Origin of the sequence: Pectobacterium carotovorum, assembly GCA_016415585.1 — a bacterium.
GTDB lineage: Bacteria > Pseudomonadota > Gammaproteobacteria > Enterobacterales > Enterobacteriaceae > Pectobacterium > Pectobacterium carotovorum_K.
The window spans coordinates 3,442,625-3,464,689 of record CP066552.1 but is presented as its reverse complement, the minus strand read 5'-3'; the positions used below and the strand labels follow the sequence as shown (position 1 = coordinate 3,464,689).

The 22,065-nt window shown below is 50.3% G+C and carries 20 protein-coding genes; 9 read left to right on the top strand and 11 right to left on the bottom strand.

The window, feature by feature from the left end; genetic code table 11:
* Nucleotides 1–200 precede the first annotated feature (200 nt).
* From upp to hda, 3 genes are all read left to right on the top strand, one after another.
* A complete protein-coding gene (upp, locus tag JFY74_15495) occupies nt 201–827 on the top strand; it encodes a uracil phosphoribosyltransferase (protein QQG30560.1) in 627 nt (208 codons plus the stop codon).
* 364 nt (nt 828–1,191) lie between these two features.
* Nucleotides 1,192–2,481, top strand: coding sequence for a uracil permease (gene uraA / locus JFY74_15490; protein QQG27483.1), 1,290 nt, complete (start codon nt 1,192–1,194; stop codon nt 2,479–2,481).
* Between the two features lie 98 nt (nt 2,482–2,579).
* Nucleotides 2,580–3,287, top strand: a complete 708-nt coding sequence (gene hda, locus JFY74_15485) for a DnaA inactivator Hda (GenBank protein QQG30559.1) — start codon at nt 2,580–2,582, stop codon at nt 3,285–3,287.
* Between the two features lie 30 nt (nt 3,288–3,317).
* On the opposite strand, the gene arsC is transcribed toward hda, so the two are convergent.
* The 6 genes from arsC to JFY74_15455 form a co-directional block, all read right to left on the bottom strand.
* Nucleotides 3,318–3,689 (bottom strand): arsenate reductase (glutaredoxin), encoded by a 372-nt coding sequence (gene arsC, locus JFY74_15480; protein ID QQG27482.1) that lies wholly within the window; start codon nt 3,687–3,689, stop codon nt 3,318–3,320.
* Between the two features lie 14 nt (nt 3,690–3,703).
* Entirely contained in the window at nt 3,704–5,167 is a 1,464-nt protein-coding gene (locus tag JFY74_15475; protein QQG27481.1) for a M48 family metallopeptidase, read from the bottom strand.
* 151 nt (nt 5,168–5,318) lie between these two features.
* Nucleotides 5,319–5,981 (bottom strand): DUF4276 family protein, encoded by a 663-nt coding sequence (locus tag JFY74_15470; GenBank protein QQG30558.1) that lies wholly within the window; start codon nt 5,979–5,981, stop codon nt 5,319–5,321.
* Nucleotides 5,982–5,983: 2 nt separating this feature from the next.
* Nucleotides 5,984–7,084 carry an AAA family ATPase gene (locus JFY74_15465; protein ID QQG27480.1) on the bottom strand — a complete coding sequence of 367 codons (1,101 nt, stop codon included), beginning with the start codon at nt 7,082–7,084 and terminating at the stop codon, nt 5,984–5,986.
* Between the two features lie 188 nt (nt 7,085–7,272).
* A complete protein-coding gene (bcp, locus tag JFY74_15460; protein ID QQG27479.1) occupies nt 7,273–7,740 on the bottom strand; it encodes a thioredoxin-dependent thiol peroxidase in 468 nt (155 codons plus the stop codon).
* A gap of 91 nt (nt 7,741–7,831) precedes the next feature.
* Entirely contained in the window at nt 7,832–8,383 is a 552-nt protein-coding gene (locus tag JFY74_15455) for a glycine cleavage system transcriptional repressor (GenBank protein QQG30557.1), read from the bottom strand.
* Between the two features lie 300 nt (nt 8,384–8,683).
* Here JFY74_15455 and dapA point away from each other — a divergent pair, with 300 nt between their 5' ends.
* The 5 genes from dapA to JFY74_15430 all read left to right on the top strand — a co-directional run bounded on the left by dapA (nt 8,684) and on the right by JFY74_15430 (nt 14,211).
* On the top strand, nt 8,684–9,562 hold the full coding sequence (gene dapA, locus JFY74_15450) for a 4-hydroxy-tetrahydrodipicolinate synthase (protein ID QQG27478.1): 879 nt from the start codon (nt 8,684–8,686) through the stop codon (nt 9,560–9,562).
* 16 nt (nt 9,563–9,578) lie between these two features.
* Nucleotides 9,579–10,616 (top strand): outer membrane protein assembly factor BamC, encoded by a 1,038-nt coding sequence (bamC, locus tag JFY74_15445; protein QQG27477.1) that lies wholly within the window; start codon nt 9,579–9,581, stop codon nt 10,614–10,616.
* Between the two features lie 143 nt (nt 10,617–10,759).
* Nucleotides 10,760–11,473 (top strand): phosphoribosylaminoimidazolesuccinocarboxamide synthase, encoded by a 714-nt coding sequence (gene purC, locus JFY74_15440; protein QQG27476.1) that lies wholly within the window; start codon nt 10,760–10,762, stop codon nt 11,471–11,473.
* 219 nt (nt 11,474–11,692) lie between these two features.
* A complete protein-coding gene (locus tag JFY74_15435) occupies nt 11,693–12,145 on the top strand; it encodes a DUF441 domain-containing protein (GenBank protein QQG27475.1) in 453 nt (150 codons plus the stop codon).
* Nucleotides 12,146–12,162: 17 nt separating this feature from the next.
* Complete coding sequence (locus JFY74_15430) at nt 12,163–14,211, top strand: tRNA(Met) cytidine acetyltransferase (protein QQG27474.1); 2,049 nt, start codon at nt 12,163–12,165, stop codon at nt 14,209–14,211.
* Nucleotides 14,212–14,237: 26 nt separating this feature from the next.
* Here JFY74_15430 and JFY74_15425 read toward each other — a convergent pair whose 3' ends face one another.
* Nucleotides 14,238–14,546: a hypothetical protein gene (locus JFY74_15425; protein QQG27473.1), complete on the bottom strand. Its 309-nt coding sequence runs from the start codon at nt 14,544–14,546 to the stop codon at nt 14,238–14,240.
* Nucleotide 14,547: 1 nt separating this feature from the next.
* Nucleotides 14,548–14,979, bottom strand: coding sequence for a hypothetical protein (locus tag JFY74_15420; GenBank protein ID QQG27472.1), 432 nt, complete (start codon nt 14,977–14,979; stop codon nt 14,548–14,550).
* 1,436 nt (nt 14,980–16,415) lie between these two features.
* Here JFY74_15420 and JFY74_15415 point away from each other — a divergent pair.
* Nucleotides 16,416–17,027: a response regulator transcription factor gene (locus tag JFY74_15415; protein ID QQG27471.1), complete on the top strand. Its 612-nt coding sequence runs from the start codon at nt 16,416–16,418 to the stop codon at nt 17,025–17,027.
* An 808-nt stretch (nt 17,028–17,835) separates the two neighbouring features.
* On the opposite strand, the gene trxA is transcribed toward JFY74_15415, so the two are convergent.
* From trxA to JFY74_15400, 3 genes are all read right to left on the bottom strand, one after another.
* Nucleotides 17,836–19,101: a thioredoxin gene (gene trxA, locus JFY74_15410; GenBank protein ID QQG27470.1), complete on the bottom strand. Its 1,266-nt coding sequence runs from the start codon at nt 19,099–19,101 to the stop codon at nt 17,836–17,838.
* 70 nt (nt 19,102–19,171) lie between these two features.
* A complete protein-coding gene (gene tldD / locus JFY74_15405; protein ID QQG27469.1) occupies nt 19,172–20,617 on the bottom strand; it encodes a metalloprotease TldD in 1,446 nt (481 codons plus the stop codon).
* Between the two features lie 37 nt (nt 20,618–20,654).
* Nucleotides 20,655–22,019, bottom strand: a complete 1,365-nt coding sequence (locus JFY74_15400) for a peptidase U62 (GenBank protein QQG27468.1) — start codon at nt 22,017–22,019, stop codon at nt 20,655–20,657.
* Nucleotides 22,020–22,065 lie beyond the last annotated feature (46 nt).

The window sequence follows — 22,065 nt, the reverse complement described above, 5'->3', positions numbered from 1 at the left end:
TTTTCGTTAATGGCCACAATTTCTCTCCTCGGTTGATCTGGATCAGGCTTAATCATATGGCGCTAAGTAAAAAAGGCGGTATAATCCCGCGATTTTTTTTATGACGGGCTCTCGTGCCCGCCGCCCTGCGGGCCGCCGCAAGCGGTGTTTAAAACGCGCTTGGCGTTTTTGTCCGTCCACTAGCCGATGGGGAGATAATGATGAAGATCGTCGAGGTGAAACACCCACTCGTCAAACACAAACTAGGTTTGATGCGTGAGAACGATATTAGTACGAAGCGTTTTCGTGAGCTGGCTTCCGAAGTGGGAAGTTTGCTGACTTACGAAGCGACGGCTGACCTGGCAACCGAAAAAGTCACCATTGATGGCTGGTGCGGTCCGGTTGAAGTCGATCAGATCAAAGGCAAGAAAATTACCGTCGTACCGATTCTGCGTGCAGGATTGGGGATGATGGACGGCGTGCTGGAAAATGTGCCTAGCGCGCGTATCAGCGTTGTCGGCATCTACCGTGATGAAGAGACGCTGGAGCCTGTTCCTTATTTCCAGAAGCTGGTTTCCAATATCGAAGAGCGCATGGCGCTGGTGGTTGACCCCATGCTGGCAACCGGTGGTTCAATGATCGCGACGATCGATCTGCTGAAAAAAGCGGGTTGTCACAGCATTAAGGTGCTGGTGTTGGTCGCGGCGCCAGAAGGGATTGCCGCACTGGAAAAAGCCCACCCGGATGTCGAGCTTTACACGGCATCCATCGATAAAGGCCTCAACGAGCAGGGTTACATCATGCCGGGCCTTGGTGATGCGGGCGATAAAATATTTGGTACCAAATAACAGGTAAGCCGACTTGATAGTCGGCTTTTTTTTGGCGCAAATGATACCCGTCATACTTCAAGCTGCTTGTGCGTTGGCAATACTCGGCTCATCTCTGAGCCTCGCCCTGAAGGGCCGCCGTAAACGGCGTTCAAATTGGCTTAGCCAATTTGTCCTTACTCACCCCCAGTCACTTACCTGAGTAAGCTCCTGGGATTAATGGGCCTCATAAATGAAGCTCACCCTTCGGGCCAGCGCTAGCGCTGTTCAAATCGGTTAGAACCGATTTGTCGTGCGGGATAAGTCTGGCTGCCATAAGAGGTGCGGGTATACCTGCACACATAAATAGCAACACTAGATAACAACACTACAGAGGATATTGAAGATGACTCGTCGCGCCATCGGGGTAAGTGAACGACCACCCTTGTTACAAACCATCCCGTTGAGTTTCCAGCATCTGTTCGCGATGTTTGGCGCTACCGTTCTGGTACCCATTCTGTTCAAGATCAATCCGGCCACCGTACTGTTATTCAATGGTGTGGGTACGCTGCTTTATTTATTCATTTGTAAGGGCAAAATTCCGGCATATTTGGGATCGAGCTTCGCGTTTATTTCCCCAGTTTTACTGCTGTTGCCGCTGGGGTATGAAGTTGCGCTGGGGGGCTTCATTATGTGCGGCGTGTTGTTCTGTCTGGTGGCGCTGATTGTTAAGAAAGCGGGCACCGGCTGGTTGAATGTGCTGTTCCCGCCTGCGGCGATGGGGGCGATTGTCGCCGTTATCGGCCTTGAACTGGCGGGTGTCGCGGCAGGAATGGCCGGGTTGCTGCCTGCCGATGGCGCTTCTGTCGATTCTACCGCCGTGACTATTTCACTGGCGACGCTGGCGATCACTATTCTGGGTTCGGTGCTGTTTCGCGGTTTCCTGGCGATCATTCCGATTCTGATCGGGGTACTGGCAGGCTATGCGCTGTCGTTCGTGCTGGGTGTGGTTGACTTGACCCCGATTCGTGAAGCGCACTGGTTCGCGATGCCAACATTCTATACGCCACGCTTTGAGTGGTTTGCCATTCTGGCGATTCTGCCTGCGGCGCTAGTGGTGATTGCGGAGCACATTGGTCACTTGGTGGTGACGGCGAATATCGTGAAGAAAGACTTGATGCGTGATCCGGGGCTGCACCGCTCCATGTTCGCCAACGGGATTTCTACCGTGCTGTCTGGTTTCTTTGGTTCTACGCCGAACACGACCTACGGCGAAAATATCGGCGTGCTGGCGATAACCAAAGTGTACAGCACTTGGGTTATCGGTGGCGCGGCGATCCTCGCGATCCTGCTCTCCTGCGTGGGAAAACTGGCGGCGGCGATTCAGGCGGTTCCGGTTCCGGTCATGGGCGGCGTGTCGTTACTGTTGTACGGCGTAATCGGTGCATCTGGTATTCGTGTACTGATTGAATCCAAAGTGGATTACAACAAAGCGCAAAATCTGATCCTGACTTCCGTGATTCTGATCATCGGCGTCAGCGGCGCGAAAGTGCATCTGGGGGCAACTGAGCTGAAAGGTATGGCGCTGGCGACGGTTGTTGGTATCGGCATGAGCCTGGTGTTTAAGGTCATCAGCCTGTTCCGCAAAGAGGAAGAGATCCTTGATGCGCCGGAAGAGAACGACGCGCGTTCATAGCCGCATCATTCCCCCTGTTGAGGCCGTGCATATCGCGTCCTCAACAGGGCTCGGTTTCTGTGATAAACTCGATCCGTTTCCTGCCCGTTTTGCTTGAGGTGATTCTGAACACGCCGGCACAGCTTTCATTGCCACTCTACTTACCCGATGACGAAACATTTGCCAGTTTCTATTCGGGTGAAAACGCGTCTCTTCTTGCCGCCGTCAATAATGCTTTGTATCAGGAGCATGGTAGCTATATCTATTTCTGGTCACGAGAAGGGGGCGGACGCAGCCATCTGCTGCATGCTGCCTGCGCCGAACTGTCGCGTCAGGAACGTGCGGTGGGCTATGTGCCGCTGGATAAACGTGCCTACTTTGTGCCGGATGTGCTGGAAGGGATGGAGCAACTGGCGCTGGTGTGCATCGATAACATTGAATCTATCGCGGGCGATGAAGAGTGGGAAATGGCGGTGTTTAATCTGTATAACCGCATTCAGGAAACAGGGCGTGCTCGGCTGTTGATTACCGGCGATCGTCCACCGCGTCAGCTGAATTTACGTCTGCCCGATCTGGCTTCTCGTCTCGATTGGGGACAAATCTACAAGCTACAGCCGCTGTCGGATGACGAAAAAGGGGAAGCGCTACAGCTGCGTGCCAGACTGCGCGGGTTCGAATTGCCGGAAGACGTCAGCCGTTTTCTGCTTAAGCGTCTGGATCGAGAAATGCGCACGTTATTTATGACGCTCGATCAGCTTGACCACGCTTCCATCACCGCCCAGCGCAAGCTGACCATTCCTTTTGTGAAAGAGATCCTCGGACTGTAATTGACGATCGTCGTTGAGGATCACTTCTGGCTACAGTATTTCCAGCACCTGCTCTGGCGGACGGCCGATTCGAGCCTGACCTTGTGCCACGACGATGGGGCGCTCGATGAGCTTCGGATTATCGATCATCGCCTGAATCAGCTGCGCGTCCGTTAGTGCGGCGTCGGACAGCCCCAACTGCTGATAAATCTCTTCTTTGGTTCTCATCAATTCGCGTGCGCTAGTAAAGCCCAACTGCTTGATCAACTGAGACAGCGTTGCGGCATCGGGCGGCGTGTCGAGATAGAGCACGACGTCAGGCGTAATATTGTGTTCTTGCAACAGCGCCAGCGTTTCACGGCTCTTGGAGCAGCGCGGGTTGTGGTAAATCGTCACGGATGTTTTGGTTGGAGACGGTGTCATCGTCATGCTCCTTATCAGGATTTCTGGTACTGGCGGAAGCGCTGCTGCAACTGGCGGAGCTGGTCGATACGGGCGTCGTAACGCGCCTGTTCCAGACTCCCCAATTTGACCAGTGAACTTGCGTTGCTCAGTAACCGAATAGATTGATCGAGCTGGCCGCTGAGCGCCAGACTCTCCGCTCGTGCGGCCAGTTCTTCTGCCCGCTGTCCTTGTGCAGCAGCGGCTTGTGCCAGCAGATCCCAGCCGTTCGAATCGTCAGGGTGTGCGTAGGTGTAGCGATACAGTATTTTGCTGGCAGCAGCAGGTTGTTTCCCTTCCACATAAGCATTCGCCAGATTAAGCTGAAGTACCGGGTTCGCCTGCATTCCGGGCACGTTTTGTAAGCGGGCGATAGCCTGCGTCGCGCGGTTTTGTCCCAAATCGATGTCGGTCATCATATCCAGAAACCACGGATTTTCAGGCGCGCTGCTTAGCAGCGGTTGCAGCACATTACGTGCTTCATCGTACTTCTTTGCCTGATAAAGCTGTATCGCGCGGCCATACTTCGCAGCTAGCTGCTCCCGCACGTTGCCTTTTTCCCATTGCTCCAGCAGATCGTTGCTCAGCGGACGCTCCGGTGAACCATACATGCCAAAGGTGCGTATTTTGGCGAACAGGAAATCCTGAGAGGACTGTACTGGCGTTGAACGCATCTGGTTAGCGCGGTTACGTGCATCGGACAGGCGGCTTTCCGGCAAGGGGTGAGTCAGCAACATTTCCGGCGGTCTGGACGCATAGCGTGATTGATCGGCCAGCTTCTGTAGGAAATTCGGCATGGCCTGTGGATCAAAGCCCGCGCGCTGCAATACCTGAATGCCGATGCGATCTGCTTCCTGTTCATTTGACTGCGTGAACGTAATCATACCCTGCTGCGCGCCCGCCAGCGTACCGCTGAGCGCCGCCATCCCCAACTGTGGGTTGGCCATCGCCAGCAGAATAGAGCCGAGCGCGCCGACCCAGGTAAGCGGGGCGCTACGCTGCTGTGATTCCATGCTGCGCGCCAGATGGCGCTGGGTAACGTGAGAGATTTCATGCGCTAGCACCGAGGCCAGCTCGCTTTCGCTGTCGGCATAGCGGAACAGCGCGGAATGCAGCACCACGTTGCCGCCGAAGAAGGCGAAGGCGTTGATGTCGTCATTACGGATCAGGTAAAAATGGAACGGCGTACGCACCGAATCAGCCTGTTTGACCAATCTGTTGCCGAGCTGATTAATATAATTGGATAACAGTGGGTCGTTGATAAGCGGTGCACCTGCCCGCAGCTGGCGGACGTAAAAATCGCCCATCGCCAGCTCCTGATTGATACTGAGCGTACCGCCTGCGGTGGTGCCGATATCCGGCAGCCGATCCTGCGTGTCGGCCTGAGCAGGAAGCAGGTTGCCAGCCAGTAATGTCCCAAACAGGACGGACATGACCGTTTTTCTTAACCGAATAGACATAACGGAAGATAACCTTATCAACAGCTAACGTGAAAGTATTCTGCTGACTATCTTAGCCAGCGATGGCAGACAAAGAAATGCCCGAGCGGGAAAAACGTGGTGAAGGTGGAAATCAGCATGGAAGAAATTTCATCTTACAGAGATAAATTCATCAGGACTGAAGCGGTTTCAATGCTTCCAGACGCTGTAGCCAGCCTTCAAAGTGAGGACATTGCCGACGAATCGTATCCAACCCGATATCAGCAGCAATCAGTGGCCCATGTAGCGTCTTTTGATATTCCGGTATTGCCGCAAGAATACGTTTTGACGGAGCCGTTTGTGGGCTATTGTTAATGCATTCAGGAGAATCAAAAGCGAGTTTAACATTATTAAGTTCTGTCACCCGTCTTTTGTCCTCAAGCCAGTCTGCGAATTTTTCTGGTTCGCAAAATAGCAACGCTTCAAATTCATGCAATAAAAAATTGGCGATAAAATTAGGTTGAGCGACATCATCATGAAAGGCGTTTTCTAAATTCGAAATCCATGAGTAAATATCGCCATTAGTTGATTTTCCCTGTGCAAGCAAAGGGAAGTCAGTTGGTAAACCATAATAATCAATTAATGTTGTCACCCAGGCTTTCTTATCTTGCTGACAAAGTTTGGTAATTTGATGTTTCACTTTTCCATAGCTGACAATTCCACCTTTATGTCCCCGGCTGGTTTGTGCCAGAATCGCATTAAGGTAAATACCTTGCCGCACAAAATAGGGGGCCAACGTATCGCGAACAAATGTTTCTTCCGTTTGTCCTTCAACAAAAACATTAATCCTCGTCATGATTATCGTTGTGGCCTCCCGCCAAGTATGTTTTTCTTCCACAGTTCTCCCAGACTGTAATCTTCCAGCCAGTCTTGCAGTGTGTCCTGATCTAAACGTTTAAACGTGGATGCACCAAGATGTTTATCGACGACAATCAGATCTTTGGCCTCAAATTCATTCACTAATTCTACAGATTGTGTTGAAACAATAAGCTGGCGCTGTTCACTGGCACTTCGGATAAGGGCTGCAAGTACGCTGATGGCATAGGGGTGTAGACCTAATTCTGGTTCATCAATAATGATGGTGCTGGGCATATAACTCTCAGGCTGGAGCAACACGGTCGCCAATAGAATGAAACGTAATGTGCCATCAGAAAGTTCATGGGCTTTAAACGGGATATCCTGAGCTTTTTCAACCCATTCGAGCTGAATACTATCGGGATTATCTGGCGTTGCCCGGAGATAAAAATCACCAAAAAAAGGGGCAACCATCTGGATCGTTTTAACGATACGTTGATAGTGCGCGATATGATTTTTTTGTAGCCGGAATAGAAACGCGGCCAAATTTGCACCGTCTTCCCGCAAATAGTCATTATCGTTAATACGGTGGATTTGTTTAACCCTGGCGCTTTCACTCGTGTCATTTAAATGATAAACCTCCACTGTTTCTAACAGAGGAAGTATATCATCAAGTTTGTTTGAGCCATTGTAAGAACGGTATGTCTTATGCTGTGATTCAAAATGACCACTGGTCATCACGGGCCCATGTTGTTGGAATATATCTTCAGATTGAAACATCATCCGGTTATCGTTCGTCGGCACCAAAGAGAAATGGTAGTTTGTGTCTGTAAAGAAGACATTTCCTTCCAAATAAGGGCTATTTTTACGCCCAAAGTGAAGTAGCGCATCAGGCCCACCACTTTTGCCAACAAAAAGTTGTAAGCGCTCAGCGAGTAGGTTCGTTACCAGACGAAAAAATCCCATGAAGTTGGACTTTCCGGCACCATTAGCCCCGATCAGAATGTTCAACGTGCGCATTTCCACATCACAGGCGGCAATAGATTTATATCCTTGAATCACAATACGGCTGATTTGTGTATTGCGAGCTGCTTTTTTTATCATCTGCGCGGTTCACCTCTTAGCGATATGAGCATGGCTATTGTGCATCAATAATATGGCTTACGGTGAGCAAAATTGCAGAGATGAGGGTGGAATGAAAACGACCAAATGGAAAAACGTGATGAAGAGGGAGAATAACAGGGAAAACCGGCACGTATGACGGTGCCGGTGGACGAGCTAAAGACCGCGAATCAGGCGTTTTTCAGATAATCGAGAACGATGTCGTGGTGGTTGCTGGTTTTGAAGTCGTCAAAAACCTTCTCTACCTTGCCGTTTTCGTCGATCAGGAAGCTGATGCGATGAATACCGTCATAGGTTTTCCCCATGAAGGTTTTTTCTCCCCAAACGCCAAATCCTTCTGAAACCTGATGATCTTCATCAGAAAGTAGCGTGAAATTTAAGACTTCTTTCTCGACGAAGCGGGACAGTTTTTCTGATTTGTCCGTGCTAATACCGAGAACTTCAACGCCATATTTTTTCAAATCATCCATATTATCGCGCAGGCCGCAGGCCTGAACGGTGCATCCTGGCGTCATTGCTTTAGGGTAGAAATACACCAACACTTTCTGTCCCTGGAAGTCGGTTAAATTTACTTGTTCGCCATCTTGGTCGGGCAAGCTAAATTTCGGTGCAATATCACCGGCTTTCAGTGTGTTCATCACGACTCTCCGTCTTGTTTCTCTTCATGCTGTGGATATACCCATTCTATTTGCAATAATAATGGCAGCGTTATGCTATTGGGCACAAATACTATTGGGCATAGTTAACGACGCTAATACTGCCTTGTGCGTGCAATTCTGTACATAGCTGATGAAAGGCTGGCTCAATAATTGAGCTATCAAGCGTGGCAGCGCTATGTGCGGCAATCTGAATATACAGCTGCGGCGGCTTGTCACCCTCGGCGGGCTGGGTTTTTGAAACCAGCTCAGCAATGTTTAACTGGTGAGAATCGAACAAATCGGTAAAACGTTCAATGATGTGAGGGGAGTCGGCAACGTCAACCTTCACCCAGACGGTTGAGGGCGTTGGCTGGCTGGCCTGTGACTCCGTTCGTTTCATCACGATCAGCAAATCCATCTCTGCGCCTTTCAGCGGCAGGGTCGATTCAATCAGCGTTATCGCGTTCCAACTGCCGGACAGCAGCATAATGAAGGTGAACTCTTTGCCCAGCATGGCAAGACGGCTATCTTCGATGTTACAGCCACAGCTACTGACGTGGCGGGTAATCGCATTGACAATACCGGGACGATCAACTCCCAGCGCGGTAATAACCAGATAGTGTTCTTGTGAGCTTGGCAACATCATGCTTCCTGTCTTTTTTCCCATTAATCACATGGTAAACATAAAAAATTGCCCGGAGCAATTTTTAACGCCGCTTGCGGCGGCCCGAAGGGCGGCGGGCAGGGATAGCCCGCCGTAAAAAACGGGAGCACTTTTAGCTATCCTTGTCAGCCTATTTCCCCAAAACGTCAGAAGCATTTTTAATTTCGTTTACTGCGTCATAAAAAAACCTGCGTCAAGCACCTACAACGCCCTTGTCCGCTTGCTTTTGCATAGAAGTCAAAAGTACCATGAAGCACTTGTTTGTGGAGGGGATGGCCAATGTTTACGGGAAGTATTGTTGCGCTAGTTACGCCGATGGACGCCAAAGGCGCCGTCGATCGGGCGAGCTTGAAAAAACTGATTGATTATCATGTCGCTAGCGGTACATCGGCGATTGTCTCTGTCGGCACGACGGGGGAATCCGCCACGCTGAGCCACGACGAGCATGGCGATGTCGTGCTGATGACGCTGGAACTGAGCGACGGACGTATTCCTATCATCGCTGGAACCGGTGCGAATGCTACCGCTGAAGGCGTTTCACTGACCAAACGCTTTCATGGCACCGGTGTTGTTGGCTGCCTGACGGTCACGCCGTACTACAATAAACCGACGCAGGAAGGCCTGTACCAGCACTTCAAAGCGATTGCCGAGCATACCGATCTGCCGCAAATCCTGTATAACGTACCTTCCCGCACCGGCTGTGACATGCTGCCGGAAACCGTTGCCCGTTTGTCCGAAGTGAAAAATATTGTCGCAATTAAAGAAGCGACGGGGAACTTAAGTCGGGTAAGCCAGATCCAAGAGCTGGTTAGTGAAGACTTCATTTTGCTGAGCGGCGATGACGCTAGCGGTCTGGACTTTATGCAACTCGGCGGTAACGGTGTGATTTCCGTGACGGCGAACATTGCTGCACGCGAAATGGCGGAACTTTGCAAGCTGGCGGTGCAGGGCAATTTTGTCGAAGCGCGCCGTTTAAATCAGCGCCTGATGCCACTGCATCAGAAATTATTTGTTGAACCCAATCCTATTCCGGTGAAGTGGGCCTGTAAGGAATTGGGACTCATGGCGACCGATACGCTGCGCCTGCCGATGACACCGCTGACCGATTCCGGCTGCACGGTGATGGGGCAAGCACTTAAGCAAGCGGGTTTGCTGTAATCGTTAGGGAGATTTAATGAGTTATTCATTACAAAAGTCGATGGTGGCGAAAGTCGTTGGCATATCACTCATGATGTTGCTTGCGGCTTGTTCCAGCGATCAGCGCTATAAGCGTCAGGTCAGTGGCGATGAATCCTATCTGAAGGCACCGGAGCTACATGCACTGAATACGCCTGCCGGGATGATTTTACCGGTGCAGAACGGGGATTATGATATACCGCCAGTGATCCTGAATGGCGCGGTTGGCAAGGCGCTGGATATTCGTCCTCCTGTGCAGCCATTGGCTTTGTTGAATGGTTCCCGTACCCAGATCTCAGGAGATACGGCAACGCTGTTGTTAGAAAACAGCGCGCAAAACAGCCAGCTCTGGTCGCAGGTTATCCGCGTGCTGCAAGATAAAGCATACACGATTGCCAGCCGTCAGGATGCCAGCCAAACGCTGACGACCGACTGGATCTCATGGCCGCGTGAAGATGAAAACGTACCGTATCAGGGGCGTTATCAGATTTCCGTGCAGCAGCAGGGTTATCAGGTTGCTCTGATTGTGAAACTGCTGGGATTACAGCTGAATGGTCAGCCAGTGACGACGAGCGATCAGGCTCAGCGCTACACTGGTCTGATGCTGAATGCACTCAGTAATGATCTGGATGCTCAGGCAACTGTTCGCGAAAACGCACTGGCAAACCGCACCATCGGTTCGCTGGATGTGCAGAGCGGAGCAGATGACACAGGCTTGCCACTGCTGATTGTGCGCGGCCCGTATACCGTTGTGTGGGATCGTCTGCCAACCGCGCTGAGTAAAATCGGAATGGAAGTTAGCGATCGCAGCCGTCCGCAGGGTTCGGTTTCTGTCAAGTATAGAGCGCCGAGCGGCGGAACCTGGGATGACCTGGGTGCGAAAAATCCTGAACTGCCTAACGGCGATTACAAATTGCAGGTCGGCGATTTAGATAACCGCAGCAGTCTGCAATTTATCGATTCCAAAGGGCATACGCTAACCCAGTCTCAGAACGATGCGCTGGTGGCCGTATTCCAGGCGGCATTCAGTAAATAACGCATAAACCAAGGGTCGGATTATCCGGCCCTTCTTCATTCAACAATCTCTACCCGAATTGACGGGCGCTATCGGCAACCGTTCGGGGAAGCGTTAAATATCGGGTCGTACTTGTTGACCCTCACTGTGTGGAGTAATTAAAGATGCAAAAGCTAGCTGAGCTGTATCGTGGAAAGGCGAAAACCGTCTACACCACCGAAGATCCCGATCTACTGGTGCTGGAGTTCCGCAATGATACATCAGCAGGAGACGGTGCACGCATTGAACAGTTTGACCGTAAAGGAATGGTGAATAACAAATTCAACCATTTCATCATGAGCAAACTGGAAGAAGCAGGAATCCCAACCCAAATGGTGAGCCTGCTGTCTGACAATGAAGTGCTGGTGAAAAAGCTGGAGATGGTGCCGGTCGAGTGTGTCGTGCGCAACCGTGCGGCGGGATCGCTGGTAAAACGTCTGGGTATCGAAGAAGGCATCGAGCTGAACCCGCCGTTGTTCGATCTGTTCCTGAAAAACGATGAAATGCATGACCCGATGGTGAACGAATCTTACTGCAAGACGTTCGGCTGGGTGAATGAAGAGAATCTGGCTCGCATGAAAGAGCTGAGCTACAAGGCGAACGACGTGCTGAGCAAACTGTTTGGCGACGCTGGGCTGATTCTGGTCGATTTCAAGCTGGAGTTTGGTCTGTTCAAAGGGGAAGTTGTGCTGGGTGATGAGTTCTCACCAGACGGCAGCCGCCTGTGGGACAAAGAAACGCTGAACAAAATGGACAAAGACCGTTTCCGTCAGAGCCTCGGTGGCTTGATTGAAGCGTATGAAGAAGTTGCGCACCGTATCGGTGTAAAATTAGACTAATTGCGCAATCGTTTACGTTCAGGTCGCCAGTCGGCGATAGGCTGACGGCCTGAATGTTTTATCTATTTTTCTCTCGAACAACAGCCTTTCTCTTCTCGTCTCTGGCTGAATGGTTTGCTGACCTACCTCTTATTTCGATTCCTGCCCTTGACGCCGATTAATGCTATCATCGCGGTTTGCTTAACGCGCAACCTGACTACTCTCTACAGACTCGCATCCATGGCTTACTTCGATCCGACATTGTTAATTCTGCTCGTCCTGGCGGGGCTGGGTATCATCAGCCACAACATGACCGTCACACTGGCGATTCTGGTTTTGCTGGCGATACGCATCACGCCTTTGAATAGCTATTTCCCGTGGGTGGAAAAATACGGCCTGAGCATCGGTATCGTCATTCTGACGATTGGTGTGATGGCACCGATTGCCAGCGGAAAAATTACCGCCAGCGAAGTGATGCATTCCTTCCTGCACTGGAAATCCCTGCTGGCGATCCTCATTGGTGTTGCCGTGTCCTGGCTCGGTGGACGCGGCGTGTCGCTGATGAGCAATCAGCCCTCCGTTGTGGCCGGGCTGTTGGTGGGAACGGTCATGGGCGTGGCGCTGTTTCGTGGCGTTCCGGTTGGTCCGCTGATCGCCGCAGGGCTACTTTCTCTGCTGATCGGCAAGACCTGATTGATTCGGCGCGTGTGATGATGTTGCGTGATTTTCTCCACAGCCAACGCCAGCAGCAGCGCTATGGTGTCCGGCGATTGCTGGTGCTGAGTGGTGAAGCGAACTGGTGTGAAGAACGGGCGTTGGCGCTCAGTGGTCAATTGTCCGGCGGCTGGCTGTGGGTTAGCGAACACGCGCCTGATTCCGTCACCGCACTGCCAGCCAGTCGAGTGCGGACGCTGCTGGGGCGGGAGTTTCTTCACGCGGTGTTTGATGCACGTAGCGGCGTGGATGTCGAAGCGCTGGCGATGCTGTCAGGCACGCTACAGGCCGGTAGCTGGCTGATTATGCTGGTGCCGTCGTGGCAGGCATGGCCGACACAGCCAGATCAAGACAGCCTGCGCTGGAGCGAACAAGAACAGCCGATTGCTACCCCGCACTTTATTCAACATTTCCAGCGCCAGCTGTTGGCCGATGAGGACGTCGTTCTCTGGCAGCAGGATCAGGCATTCGTGATTCGGCCATTGGCCGCGCGATCGGACTGGCAGCCAGCTAGCGGTGAACCGACCGCGCAACAGCAGCATATTTTGCATGAACTGAACGCCATCGAGTCCGGCGTATTGGTGATTACCGCCCCGCGCGGACGAGGGAAATCGGCGCTGGCGGGAATGCTGACGCAGCGGAGTCTCGGTGCCTGCTGGATCACCGCACCTTCCCGCGCGGCGGCGGATATCCTGCAACAGCATGCGCGTGCCGATGTGCCATTCTGGGCACCGGATGCGCTGCTGGAACACTGCCGCCTTCACGGTGCACCCCGTGTCGACTGGTTGTTAATTGATGAAGCGGCGGCGATCCCGTCTTCCGTGCTCTCCGCGCTGTTACCGTATTTTTCCCGTATTCTGATGACCACGACGGTGCAAGGGTATGAAGGCACTGGACGGGGATTTCTTCTCAAATTTTGTGCGACGCTGCCGCAGTGGCGGGCATTTACGCTGGACGAACCTTTGCGCTGGGCCGTTAACGATCCGCTGGAGCGGGTGTTGGATAAGGCGCTGCTATTCAGCGAGCCCGAAGCGTTTCATTCCCCGCAACAGCCCGATCGGCCTATTCCCTCTTCTGCGTTGGAAAGTCGAATCGAACGCGCTGACGACTGGCTGACACATCCTGACCGCCTGACGTGGTGCTACGCGCTTTTGTGCAGTGCGCATTACCGTACCTCGCCGCTGGATTTGCGCCGTCTGATGGATGCGCCGGGCATGCATATTGCCAGCGCACAGATGGCGGGCGAGATTGGTGGTGTACTGTGGCTGGTGGAGGAGGGTGGACTGTCTGCCTCACTGGCACATGAGGTGTGGGCCGGACGGCGACGCCCGCGTGGTAATCTGGTGGCGCAGTCGCTGGCGGCACACGCCGGGCTATGGTATGCACCAACGCTACGTGCTCGCCGCGTGAGCCGGATTGCGGTGGCATCGTCATATCGCCGACAGGGGATTGGTCGCGCGTTAATTGCTGAACAGATGTGTGAGGCACAGCGACAGGCGCTGGATTACCTGTCGGTTAGCTTCGGCTATCAGCCAGAGCTATGGGCATTCTGGCAGTCGTGTGGGTTTCAACTGGTGCGTATCGGTAGCCATCTTGAAGCCAGCAGCGGCTGTTACAGTGCGATGGCGATACTGCCGCTGAGTGAAGCGGGACATAGACTGGCGGAGCAGGGAAGCCGGCAATTGGCGCGTGACTGGTATTGGTTACAGCGCCTGATTCCGCTGAACCTTGCGCTGCCGCAGACAGAAAATACCGAGTTGGATGAAGACGACTGGCGTGAGCTGGCGGGGTTTGCGTTTGCGCATCGGCCGATGGAGGCCAGCTTCGCTGCGCTTTGCCGCCTGTTGAGTCACACTGCATTGCCACTGCCTGCGTTACGCCTGCTGGCGGAAAAGCCGGGTGAAAGCGAGCAGATAGCCACGACGCTGGGGCTGACTGGTAGGAAAGTACTCTTAAAACGCTGGCGTGAAGAAACCACCAGCGCTCTACATCACTATAATAAAGAGGTTGCTATCGCTGGCATCAATGGATGTTATAATATTTAACTGTAGAATAATAAGTAGGGTTTTCTTTAATTTTTTTCTATCATTTTTCCTTTTTTTCTCGAATTAATAATATATAAAAATGCGATAATAAAGATGCCAATGTCTTTCAAAATCCAGAATGGCAGTGTATTGGAAAAAATTCTCTTTCCGAGTATCAAAAATGGAAGGTTAAGTGCTGCCTGAGAAAGAGAACCAAATGCAATTGCAATTAACCCAACTTTATACCATCCTGATAATGTATATACGCTCCTATTTAGTGCTCCTGTAAAAATAAAAAAAGAAATGATTACGTCGATCAGTGTTAGCGTTAAAAACCCCCACCATTCTATACCCATGTTAGTTTTCCTCCTTTGGTGGATCAGTCGGTGAATTATCAGATGAATGATTATTAGATAGGTTTCCTTTCGTTACTTGTTTCAATTCACTTGCAACGTCTAGAATGTCTTTGTTTTCTCGATGGCTGAAAAAATTAGCTAAAAAAGCGATGAGGCCGACGCTTATTGCTCCAACGAGGTAGCCTAACCCCATTGCTGTATCTACATCACTGGCGTTCATACGGAGAATTTTTGCAGTCATACCTACAAGTGCAAGAGTGGCTGTAATGCTTATACAGCATATAATAACGCCCGCAATAAATGTTCCATACCTATATAATTTCTTTGGTTGCCAAAAAAAAGCAATGCTCAGCCCCCCAAATAAACCTGAAATAGCTGCCAGTAGTTCACTAATAATAAAATTATAAGTGTCTAATGTTACGGTGGAATCCATTTTTTATCCTTTTTTATTTCTTAATTTAAATGAAGTTTGACATGTAATTGATTCCGATTGGTAGCGTTGGTTTGTTTTATATAATTTATTTTTTTATCGAAATTTATTTGTTATGAATATTTTTCTTCGTTTCCATTTTTCTGCAATTATTTTATGTTTTTTTAAATTTAAAGTGTTAGGTTTTTAAAGAGAACCGTGATTTATAGTTTTGAAAATAATGTGTAAAAATTCTGATAGCAAGTTTTTATTACAATAATATAGATGTTCGCCTGTAATTTTTTATGAATATTTTTTCTATACCCAGATATAGTGTTTTTTAAGATATCTTTGGATAATTCTATCAGGTGAACATATCCTAAATTTTATTTTCTGATCGGATCGTGATTCTTAGTTAGCTTTAGCCTTGTCAATTTTTTATCAATCAATGCATAACATACGTAAGATCATGTAAATGCCGTCAAGTATCATCTTCTCCATAATGTGATTTCGATCATATTTTTGTGGCTATTTTATTGATTTATAAAAATAATTATGAATTGATGCATTACATTTTTATTTTTTTATGATGAAGGTACGTTGTGGGCATCAATTAATTTAGAGGTAGTGGATAAAAAAAACATCCGCCATTTGACTGACATTAGGGAGTAAATAGGCCCAGGCTGTTTTTTGATAGATTTTTTTGTAATAATGTTGTTGTTTTTCATATGAATAATGTTTTTACCTACAGGTTTTCTGATCCTAACAGGTACTGATGTCGCTCTTGCTTCTCATGCATACTTGCAAAAAATTCGTCGTCCTTGTGTGTAATTGCAGAAGGCCATTAATGAGATATTGGGCTGGTAAACGGTTCGGGAGGTATTGGTGGAATCCGTAACTGTGGCTATCGCAAGCGCTGGGGGGGCGGGGCTTACGGACAAGGCGTTTCCTCCAATATTTTGCGCAATGTGTTAAAAAAGCAACGAGTGAAATTCACTATGTCTTATGAAATCAATGTGAAAGAGGGGGGGGGGGCGTAAGAAATGTCAAATTGATATGGAATCATCCAAATTTCGCAATATTTCCGAAGTATGTTTTGATTTTTTTAAAATGCTGCGGATTGTTATCTGTTATGAGAACACTACCCAAAATTATCTTTCGATAGTGAAATGAGCCTGTATCCATATCTAATCAGAAGATTATATAACTGAGGGCATCCCTTGGTCCACACGGTTAAATTGGATTGATGGTTATATTTTTAATATTGTCCTATAGATAGTAAAAATGAATTAATGGGAGATGAAACGTACAAAATATAATTTTTTTTTGTCGTTGTCTATATGCCGAATGTCATATGCTGAATGTCGTTTTATGATTCTCCATTATCGTTAATACTCTTTAAGGTAGTTAAGCTAAATGTGGATTTAATTCAATAGACATATGTTTGTCGGGAGAGATGTATGAATGTTATCGTTGACGATAAATTATCAATATTTATTCAGGGTATGTCTTTTAGATTGAACAAGGTTATGCCTGAAATAAGAATGAAAGTTGCAGATGATCTATATGGCATATGGAGGGCGATAGAAAGCATGCCGGATGCTGTGCTATTGCTTGATGGTGATGTTGACTCAAAGACTTTTGTGTCAACACTAGACGAACTTTCATTAGCTAATCCTAATAACCACATTGTTGTTATGATGAATAGTGTAAATAAGAAACAGTTAGAGTTGTACTTGGCACATCGTGCGGTGGCCATTGTTCCTAAAAATCTTCCTGCTGAAATGGTAATTCAAGTCCTGAAAATGGCTGCTGCAGGAATGGTCTGCTTTCCTGAACGCACTTTTTTCAATAAAGATGATAATAAGCCTGATGTTAATAAGGTTGCTAATCTTAGCGATCGACAATTAGAAGTTCTGGAGCTCATTGCTGCAGGGAAATCGAATAAACAAATTAGCCGCTCACTTAATATTAGTGCAGGTACAGTTAAGTCCCATCTCGAGTCAATATTTAGACGGTTAAATGTTAATAATCGCACACAAGCTGCAATTATTTTCTCTAGTAATGATTAGTCTGTAATTTATTTAATTTGATTTAATTTAATTTTTTTTGAAAGGTATTTGTTAATTACTGATGCCAGGGATGTCAAATTTGTGTTGACAAGTTTTCATTTCTAATTGAGTTATATATAATGATATTATTATCATTGGTTATTTTTATCTTGATTATAATTACATGTAATTTGCTTTTTTTGGATTAAATTTCACACTGATGTTTTTCGTTTTTAGAGGTCAAATTTATAACAATATATAAATTTTATTACAGTATTAAGAGGGGCGCGTTTGTGGGTTTCCTTAAATTTTTCCTAAAAAATGTTCTACTTTGCATTGAAATAAGTGGCGATAAAAACAAGACGTATCTATTGATAGATAAATTGTAATTCTCCTGTAAGTGTGAATTACATTGTTCAATAAATTTAGTTTCCATATTTTTATGGAAACTATACGTCCAAACCACAGAGTTATAAAATTTAAGAATGAATGTTGTGAATAAAGTTCATTTACGTGAAAGTGATCCTACTGACTTTAAATGGACACAGCCCTAAGTGAGGTTATTGTTTTGACGCTGTTCCGGGCTGGTGCTACCACATACGTTAAATCCAGTGTGAAAAAAGCAGGCAGCATAAATTAACCTGGAGCGATAACTACCTTGAGGTTTACTTGGTTGACTGACAGAAAAATGCTCCTGAAGCGCTGGCGGGAAGAGGCCACCATCGTGTTGCTCGATCTCGATGCACAACGCTGTGAGTGTTGACGGCAGTGGGGCGTCCTGCCCATTAGATATAGTCTGCGCCTTATCCCTGAGACGCAGGCTGCGGTGTTAGCTCAATTGTGATTTGAAGGTCGGCGCATGGCGAAGCAATTCCCACAGCGTTTCCTGTAAGGGGATTTTCTGCGCTTCTAACAACTGTGGATAGCGCTGATAAAACGCGTCCTCTTTCGCGGAAAAATCCGGGTTCTCCTGAAGCCATTGCTTACGGAGCGCGGTAATTTGCTCATCCGTTAGCTGTTTGTTGGGCGTGGCGTCTTCTTGTTCTTTAAACCAGCGGAAGCGTTTATCCGGCGTTGCGCGTTCTTCTCTGTTCCATCCGTCGTTAATTTGCATGATCTGCGCCAGCGCGAATCCGAGCGTGACACTGATGCTTCGCCAGCTATCCACATCAGATGCGGTTGGAGGCGGCGATAGGCTAGCGAGTATTGCCGCAATATTTTTTTCCAGGCCGAGTTCGCCGGAGGCTTTCTCTTCCCAACTTATTGCCTGCTGATACAGGGTTGTCCATTCGCTTTCTGCCACGGTTTCTCCCGCTAACCGTTGCGAAATCGCACGAATCCACTGTTTGCGCAGCCCGTCTACAGTGCTGTCTGCCAGCCAGTCTGACCACGGATTGCCCGCATCGTCTAACCATTGCTGTAGCCATTGCAGTGCCACCCCTTCTACGGTTTTTCCCGGAGAGAGTGCATCAAAGAGGGCGTCAACCTGTGCAGGTGTGGTGCTCGGTAGTTTTTCCAACAGCAGGCCGAGAGCGGCAGGTAGCCCGGTGACGCGTTCAAAAATGCGAATGTCCTCGCTGTGCGTCAGCACGGCAGAGACAGAGCCTTTGTTGCCCTGCCAATAGGGTGAGAATGCGTGTTCTATATCGCCATCCGCTGCATGTTGACGCAGCCGCTGGTGGAGAAAACGGTGTAGCGACGCATCGCCATAGAACGCTCCCCACGTTACGCGGGGGGCTGCCAACGGCTGTGTGGTGTTTTGTATCGCAATCTGGTGCGATTCCAGCCAGCCGCGCAGCTGTGCCAGCGTTTTCACGCCGATCTGCCGTGAAATCTCCTGTCCGTTTTTAAACAGCAGCAGAGTAGGAATGCCGCGCACCCCAAACCGCTGCATGAATGCCGGATATCGCTCCACATCCAGCTTGACCACCGTCAGGTTATCGGGGGTGTTATCGGCAATGGTGTTCAGCAGAGGAGCCAATGTTTTACATGGCTGGCACCACGGGGCCCACAGGTCAAGCAAAACGGGCTTGTCGCTATGAGTGAGTAACGCATCCAGCGAGGTGTCGCTGGCAGTGATAATGGCATCTGACATGGTGTCTCCGTTCAGAGAAAATCGTGAGTAAATTGAGTAGGTAGCAGGCAATGCACCATGACGAAACGGCCTACTGCGAACCGCCTATGGTCATGTTGTCTATGCGAAGCGTTGGCTGGCCGACGCTGACGGGCAGGGATTGGCCTTCTTTGGTGCACGCGATATTGCCGTTATCCAAAGCCAGATCGTTGCCTACCATCGCGACGTGCAGCAGTGCTTCTGGCCCGTGACCAATCAGCGTCGCGCCCTTCACGGGGCGGGTGACGCGCCCGTTTTCAATCAGATAGGCTTCCGTGGTGGAAAAGACATATTTCCCGCTGCTGATATCAACCTGTCCACCGCCGAAGCCGACGGCGTAGAGCCCGTTTTTGACCGACGCGATCACCTCTTCGGCAGGGTACTGTCCTGCTAACATGTAGGTATTGGTCATCCGTGGCAGCGGCAGCGCGGAGTAGGACGCCCGACGTGCGTTGCCCGTCAGGGCGGTATTCATCAGTCTGGCGTTGAGGCTGTCCTGTAAATAACCGCGTAGTATGCCGTCTTCGATTAACGTTGTGCACTGCGACGGCGTGCCTTCATCGTCTACATGCAACGAACCCCGTCGGTTGGCGAGCGTGCCGTCATCCACGACGGTGATGCCCGGTGCGGCGACGCGCTCTCCCAATAGGCTGGAGAATGCGGAACTGCCTTTGCGGTTAAAATCGCCTTCCAGTCCGTGCCCGATGGCTTCGTGTAGCAAAATTCCGGGTGAACCAGCACCGAGGATCACGCTATAGGTGCCTGCTGGCACCGGACTGGCGTCTAGATTATTCAGTGCCTGATCAACAGCCTTATTGACCCAGTGGCTGACCGTCTCGTCATCAAAGAATCGGTAGTCGAGACGCCGCCCGCCACCGCTAGAACCATTTTCCCGACGGCCCTGCTGCTCGACGACGACATTGATGACCAGATTCACCAGTGGACGAATGTCGGTGGCGAGCTGACCGTCATGTCGAGCGATCAGAATGGTTTCATGTGAGGCATTCAAGTAAGCCGTTACCTGCATCACTCGGGGGTCGCGTGCTCGTGCCTGACGATCGATAGAAAGCAGCAACTGGCGTTTTTGTTCTTCCGTGACGGCAAGTAGCGGATTGTTTGATGGGTAGAGCGCGGTGGTGCCGTGTGGTAGCGATGCGGGTAATGCCACGCTAGCGCTTTGCCCCTGACGGCTGATTTCTCTTACAGTGCTGGCTGCTTGCAGAATAGCCTGCGGGCGGAGGTCATTAGTGTAGGAAAACGCGGTCTTTTCACCGCTGATGGCACGGACGCCAACACCTTGATCGCGGCTGAAACCGGTGGGACGCACAATGCCGTTTTCGATCTGCCAGCCTTCCTGCTGGCGGCGTTGAAAATAGAGATCGGCATAGTCTACCTGACGCTGCATGATGTGGTTCAGCGCGTGTGTTATCCCCGTCGTTTCCAGCGAAAATACCGACAGTGCAGGGGAGACTGGCGCTCTGGAAGCGTGTATTGCCATGATGGTGATCCTGTTTCTATGACGCGGTGTGGGAGGATTACTGCCCAGCGATCTGCATCTCTTCAATCAATAGGGAGCCGCAGGAGAGGTTGCCCTGCGTGTGGATATCCGCACCGAGTGCCACGCATCTCAGGAGCAGCGTTTTCAGGTTGCCTGCAATCGTGATCTCTTCGACTGGATACTGAATTTCGCCGTTTTCGACCCAAAAACCTGCAACGCCTTGGGAGTAGTCGCCCGTCATCGGATTCAGCCCACTTCCCAGCAGCGTGGTCACCAGCAGCCCTTTTTGCATGCTGCGCAGCAGCGCCGGCAAGTCATCATCGGGGCAGTTCTGGCTGCTACTGACGCTCAGGTTATAGGCACCACCCGCATGTCCCGTGGGAGATAACCCTAGCCGCCGTGCGCTGTAGCTTGATAAAAAGTAACCTTGTGCGATGCCGTCGTGAATGACGTGGCGGCGAGAGGCGGCGACGCCTTCGGCATCAAAGCAGGCGCTAGCCAGTGCGCCAGGAATAAACGGGTTTTCGTGCAGGCTCAGATGTGGTGCGGTGATTGCCTCACCGAGGCACTGCCCCAGAAATGACGTGGAGCGATAAAGCGCCGCGCCGCTCAGCGCGCTGACCAGATGGTGAATCAGGCTGTGCGCCATGGGGGCATCAAACAAGACCGGGCAGCGGCGGGTTGAGAGTTTTCGCGCACCTAACTGTGCTACCGCACGTTGCGCAGCGGTATGTCCGATAGCCTCTGGCGGAGCCAGCAGCGACGGCGCTCTGGCGGTGGTGTGCCAAAAACCCTGCTGGCGCTGTGTATCATTACGAGCAATTGTATGGCTCCACAGCGTGTGCAGCGACGTAGGGTAGCCTGCCGAAAAACCGGCAGAGTTTGCCAGAATAAAGTCTCCCAGCTGCGAGGTGATTTCCGTACTCTCGCTATAGCCATACTCATGTGCGGTATTGGCGGCCTGTTCGGCGCGCAGCGCCAGCGACAGCGCTTGTTCAACCGTCAGCGTATCAGCGTTATGCAGCGCAAGATCGTAAATATCACGGGCAAAATACTGCGTTTCCGGCAGGCCGCTACAAGGGTCTTCATCGGCGTATTTTGCCAGCGTGCTGGCGGCACCAACGGCATCCTGCAACGCGTCTTTGCTGAACAAGGTAGAAGAAACGGTGCCTGCGCGCTGGCCGAAATAGACCGTAACGGACAGGAAGCGACTTTGGTTTTGCGTCAGCGTATCAATATCTCCGTTCCTGACGCGGATCGTGCGGCGGTTTCCCTGCGAGACGCTAACGACTGCCTGACTCGCGCCTTTGGCGGCAGCGAAGTCCAGCACGTCTCCGGCCAAAGACTGAAGCGTATCGGTCTGCGGCATAGCAAGAGCGGGGGATTCATCAAGAGAAGGCATTATTCGGTATCCATGCGTGACAGTGTTCTACTCATGATGTGTAACG

What these genes read in the sequence shown, in the direction of transcription:
- uraA (QQG27483.1), top strand. Translation starts at nt 1,192, where the DNA reads ATGACTCGTCGCGCCATCGGGGTAAGTGAACGACCACCCTTGTTACAA.
- JFY74_15470 (QQG30558.1), bottom strand. Translation starts at nt 5,981, where the DNA reads ATGACGAGGATTAATGTTTTTGTTGAAGGACAAACGGAAGAAACATTT.
- JFY74_15425 (QQG27473.1), bottom strand. Translation starts at nt 14,546, where the DNA reads ATGGGTATAGAATGGTGGGGGTTTTTAACGCTAACACTGATCGACGTA.
- trxA (QQG27470.1), bottom strand. Translation starts at nt 19,101, where the DNA reads ATGTCAGATGCCATTATCACTGCCAGCGACACCTCGCTGGATGCGTTA.
- purC (QQG27476.1), top strand. Translation starts at nt 10,760, where the DNA reads ATGCAAAAGCTAGCTGAGCTGTATCGTGGAAAGGCGAAAACCGTCTAC.
- JFY74_15475 (QQG27481.1), bottom strand. Translation starts at nt 5,167, where the DNA reads ATGTCTATTCGGTTAAGAAAAACGGTCATGTCCGTCCTGTTTGGGACA.
- JFY74_15465 (QQG27480.1), bottom strand. Translation starts at nt 7,084, where the DNA reads ATGATAAAAAAAGCAGCTCGCAATACACAAATCAGCCGTATTGTGATT.
- JFY74_15415 (QQG27471.1), top strand. Translation starts at nt 16,416, where the DNA reads ATGAATGTTATCGTTGACGATAAATTATCAATATTTATTCAGGGTATG.
- JFY74_15420 (QQG27472.1), bottom strand. Translation starts at nt 14,979, where the DNA reads ATGGATTCCACCGTAACATTAGACACTTATAATTTTATTATTAGTGAA.
- bcp (QQG27479.1), bottom strand. Translation starts at nt 7,740, where the DNA reads ATGAACACACTGAAAGCCGGTGATATTGCACCGAAATTTAGCTTGCCC.
- JFY74_15400 (QQG27468.1), bottom strand. Translation starts at nt 22,019, where the DNA reads ATGCCTTCTCTTGATGAATCCCCCGCTCTTGCTATGCCGCAGACCGAT.
- JFY74_15435 (QQG27475.1), top strand. Translation starts at nt 11,693, where the DNA reads ATGGCTTACTTCGATCCGACATTGTTAATTCTGCTCGTCCTGGCGGGG.
- tldD (QQG27469.1), bottom strand. Translation starts at nt 20,617, where the DNA reads ATGGCAATACACGCTTCCAGAGCGCCAGTCTCCCCTGCACTGTCGGTA.
- arsC (QQG27482.1), bottom strand. Translation starts at nt 3,689, where the DNA reads ATGACACCGTCTCCAACCAAAACATCCGTGACGATTTACCACAACCCG.
- JFY74_15455 (QQG30557.1), bottom strand. Translation starts at nt 8,383, where the DNA reads ATGTTGCCAAGCTCACAAGAACACTATCTGGTTATTACCGCGCTGGGA.
- upp (QQG30560.1), top strand. Translation starts at nt 201, where the DNA reads ATGAAGATCGTCGAGGTGAAACACCCACTCGTCAAACACAAACTAGGT.
- bamC (QQG27477.1), top strand. Translation starts at nt 9,579, where the DNA reads ATGAGTTATTCATTACAAAAGTCGATGGTGGCGAAAGTCGTTGGCATA.
- JFY74_15430 (QQG27474.1), top strand. Translation starts at nt 12,163, where the DNA reads ATGATGTTGCGTGATTTTCTCCACAGCCAACGCCAGCAGCAGCGCTAT.
- dapA (QQG27478.1), top strand. Translation starts at nt 8,684, where the DNA reads ATGTTTACGGGAAGTATTGTTGCGCTAGTTACGCCGATGGACGCCAAA.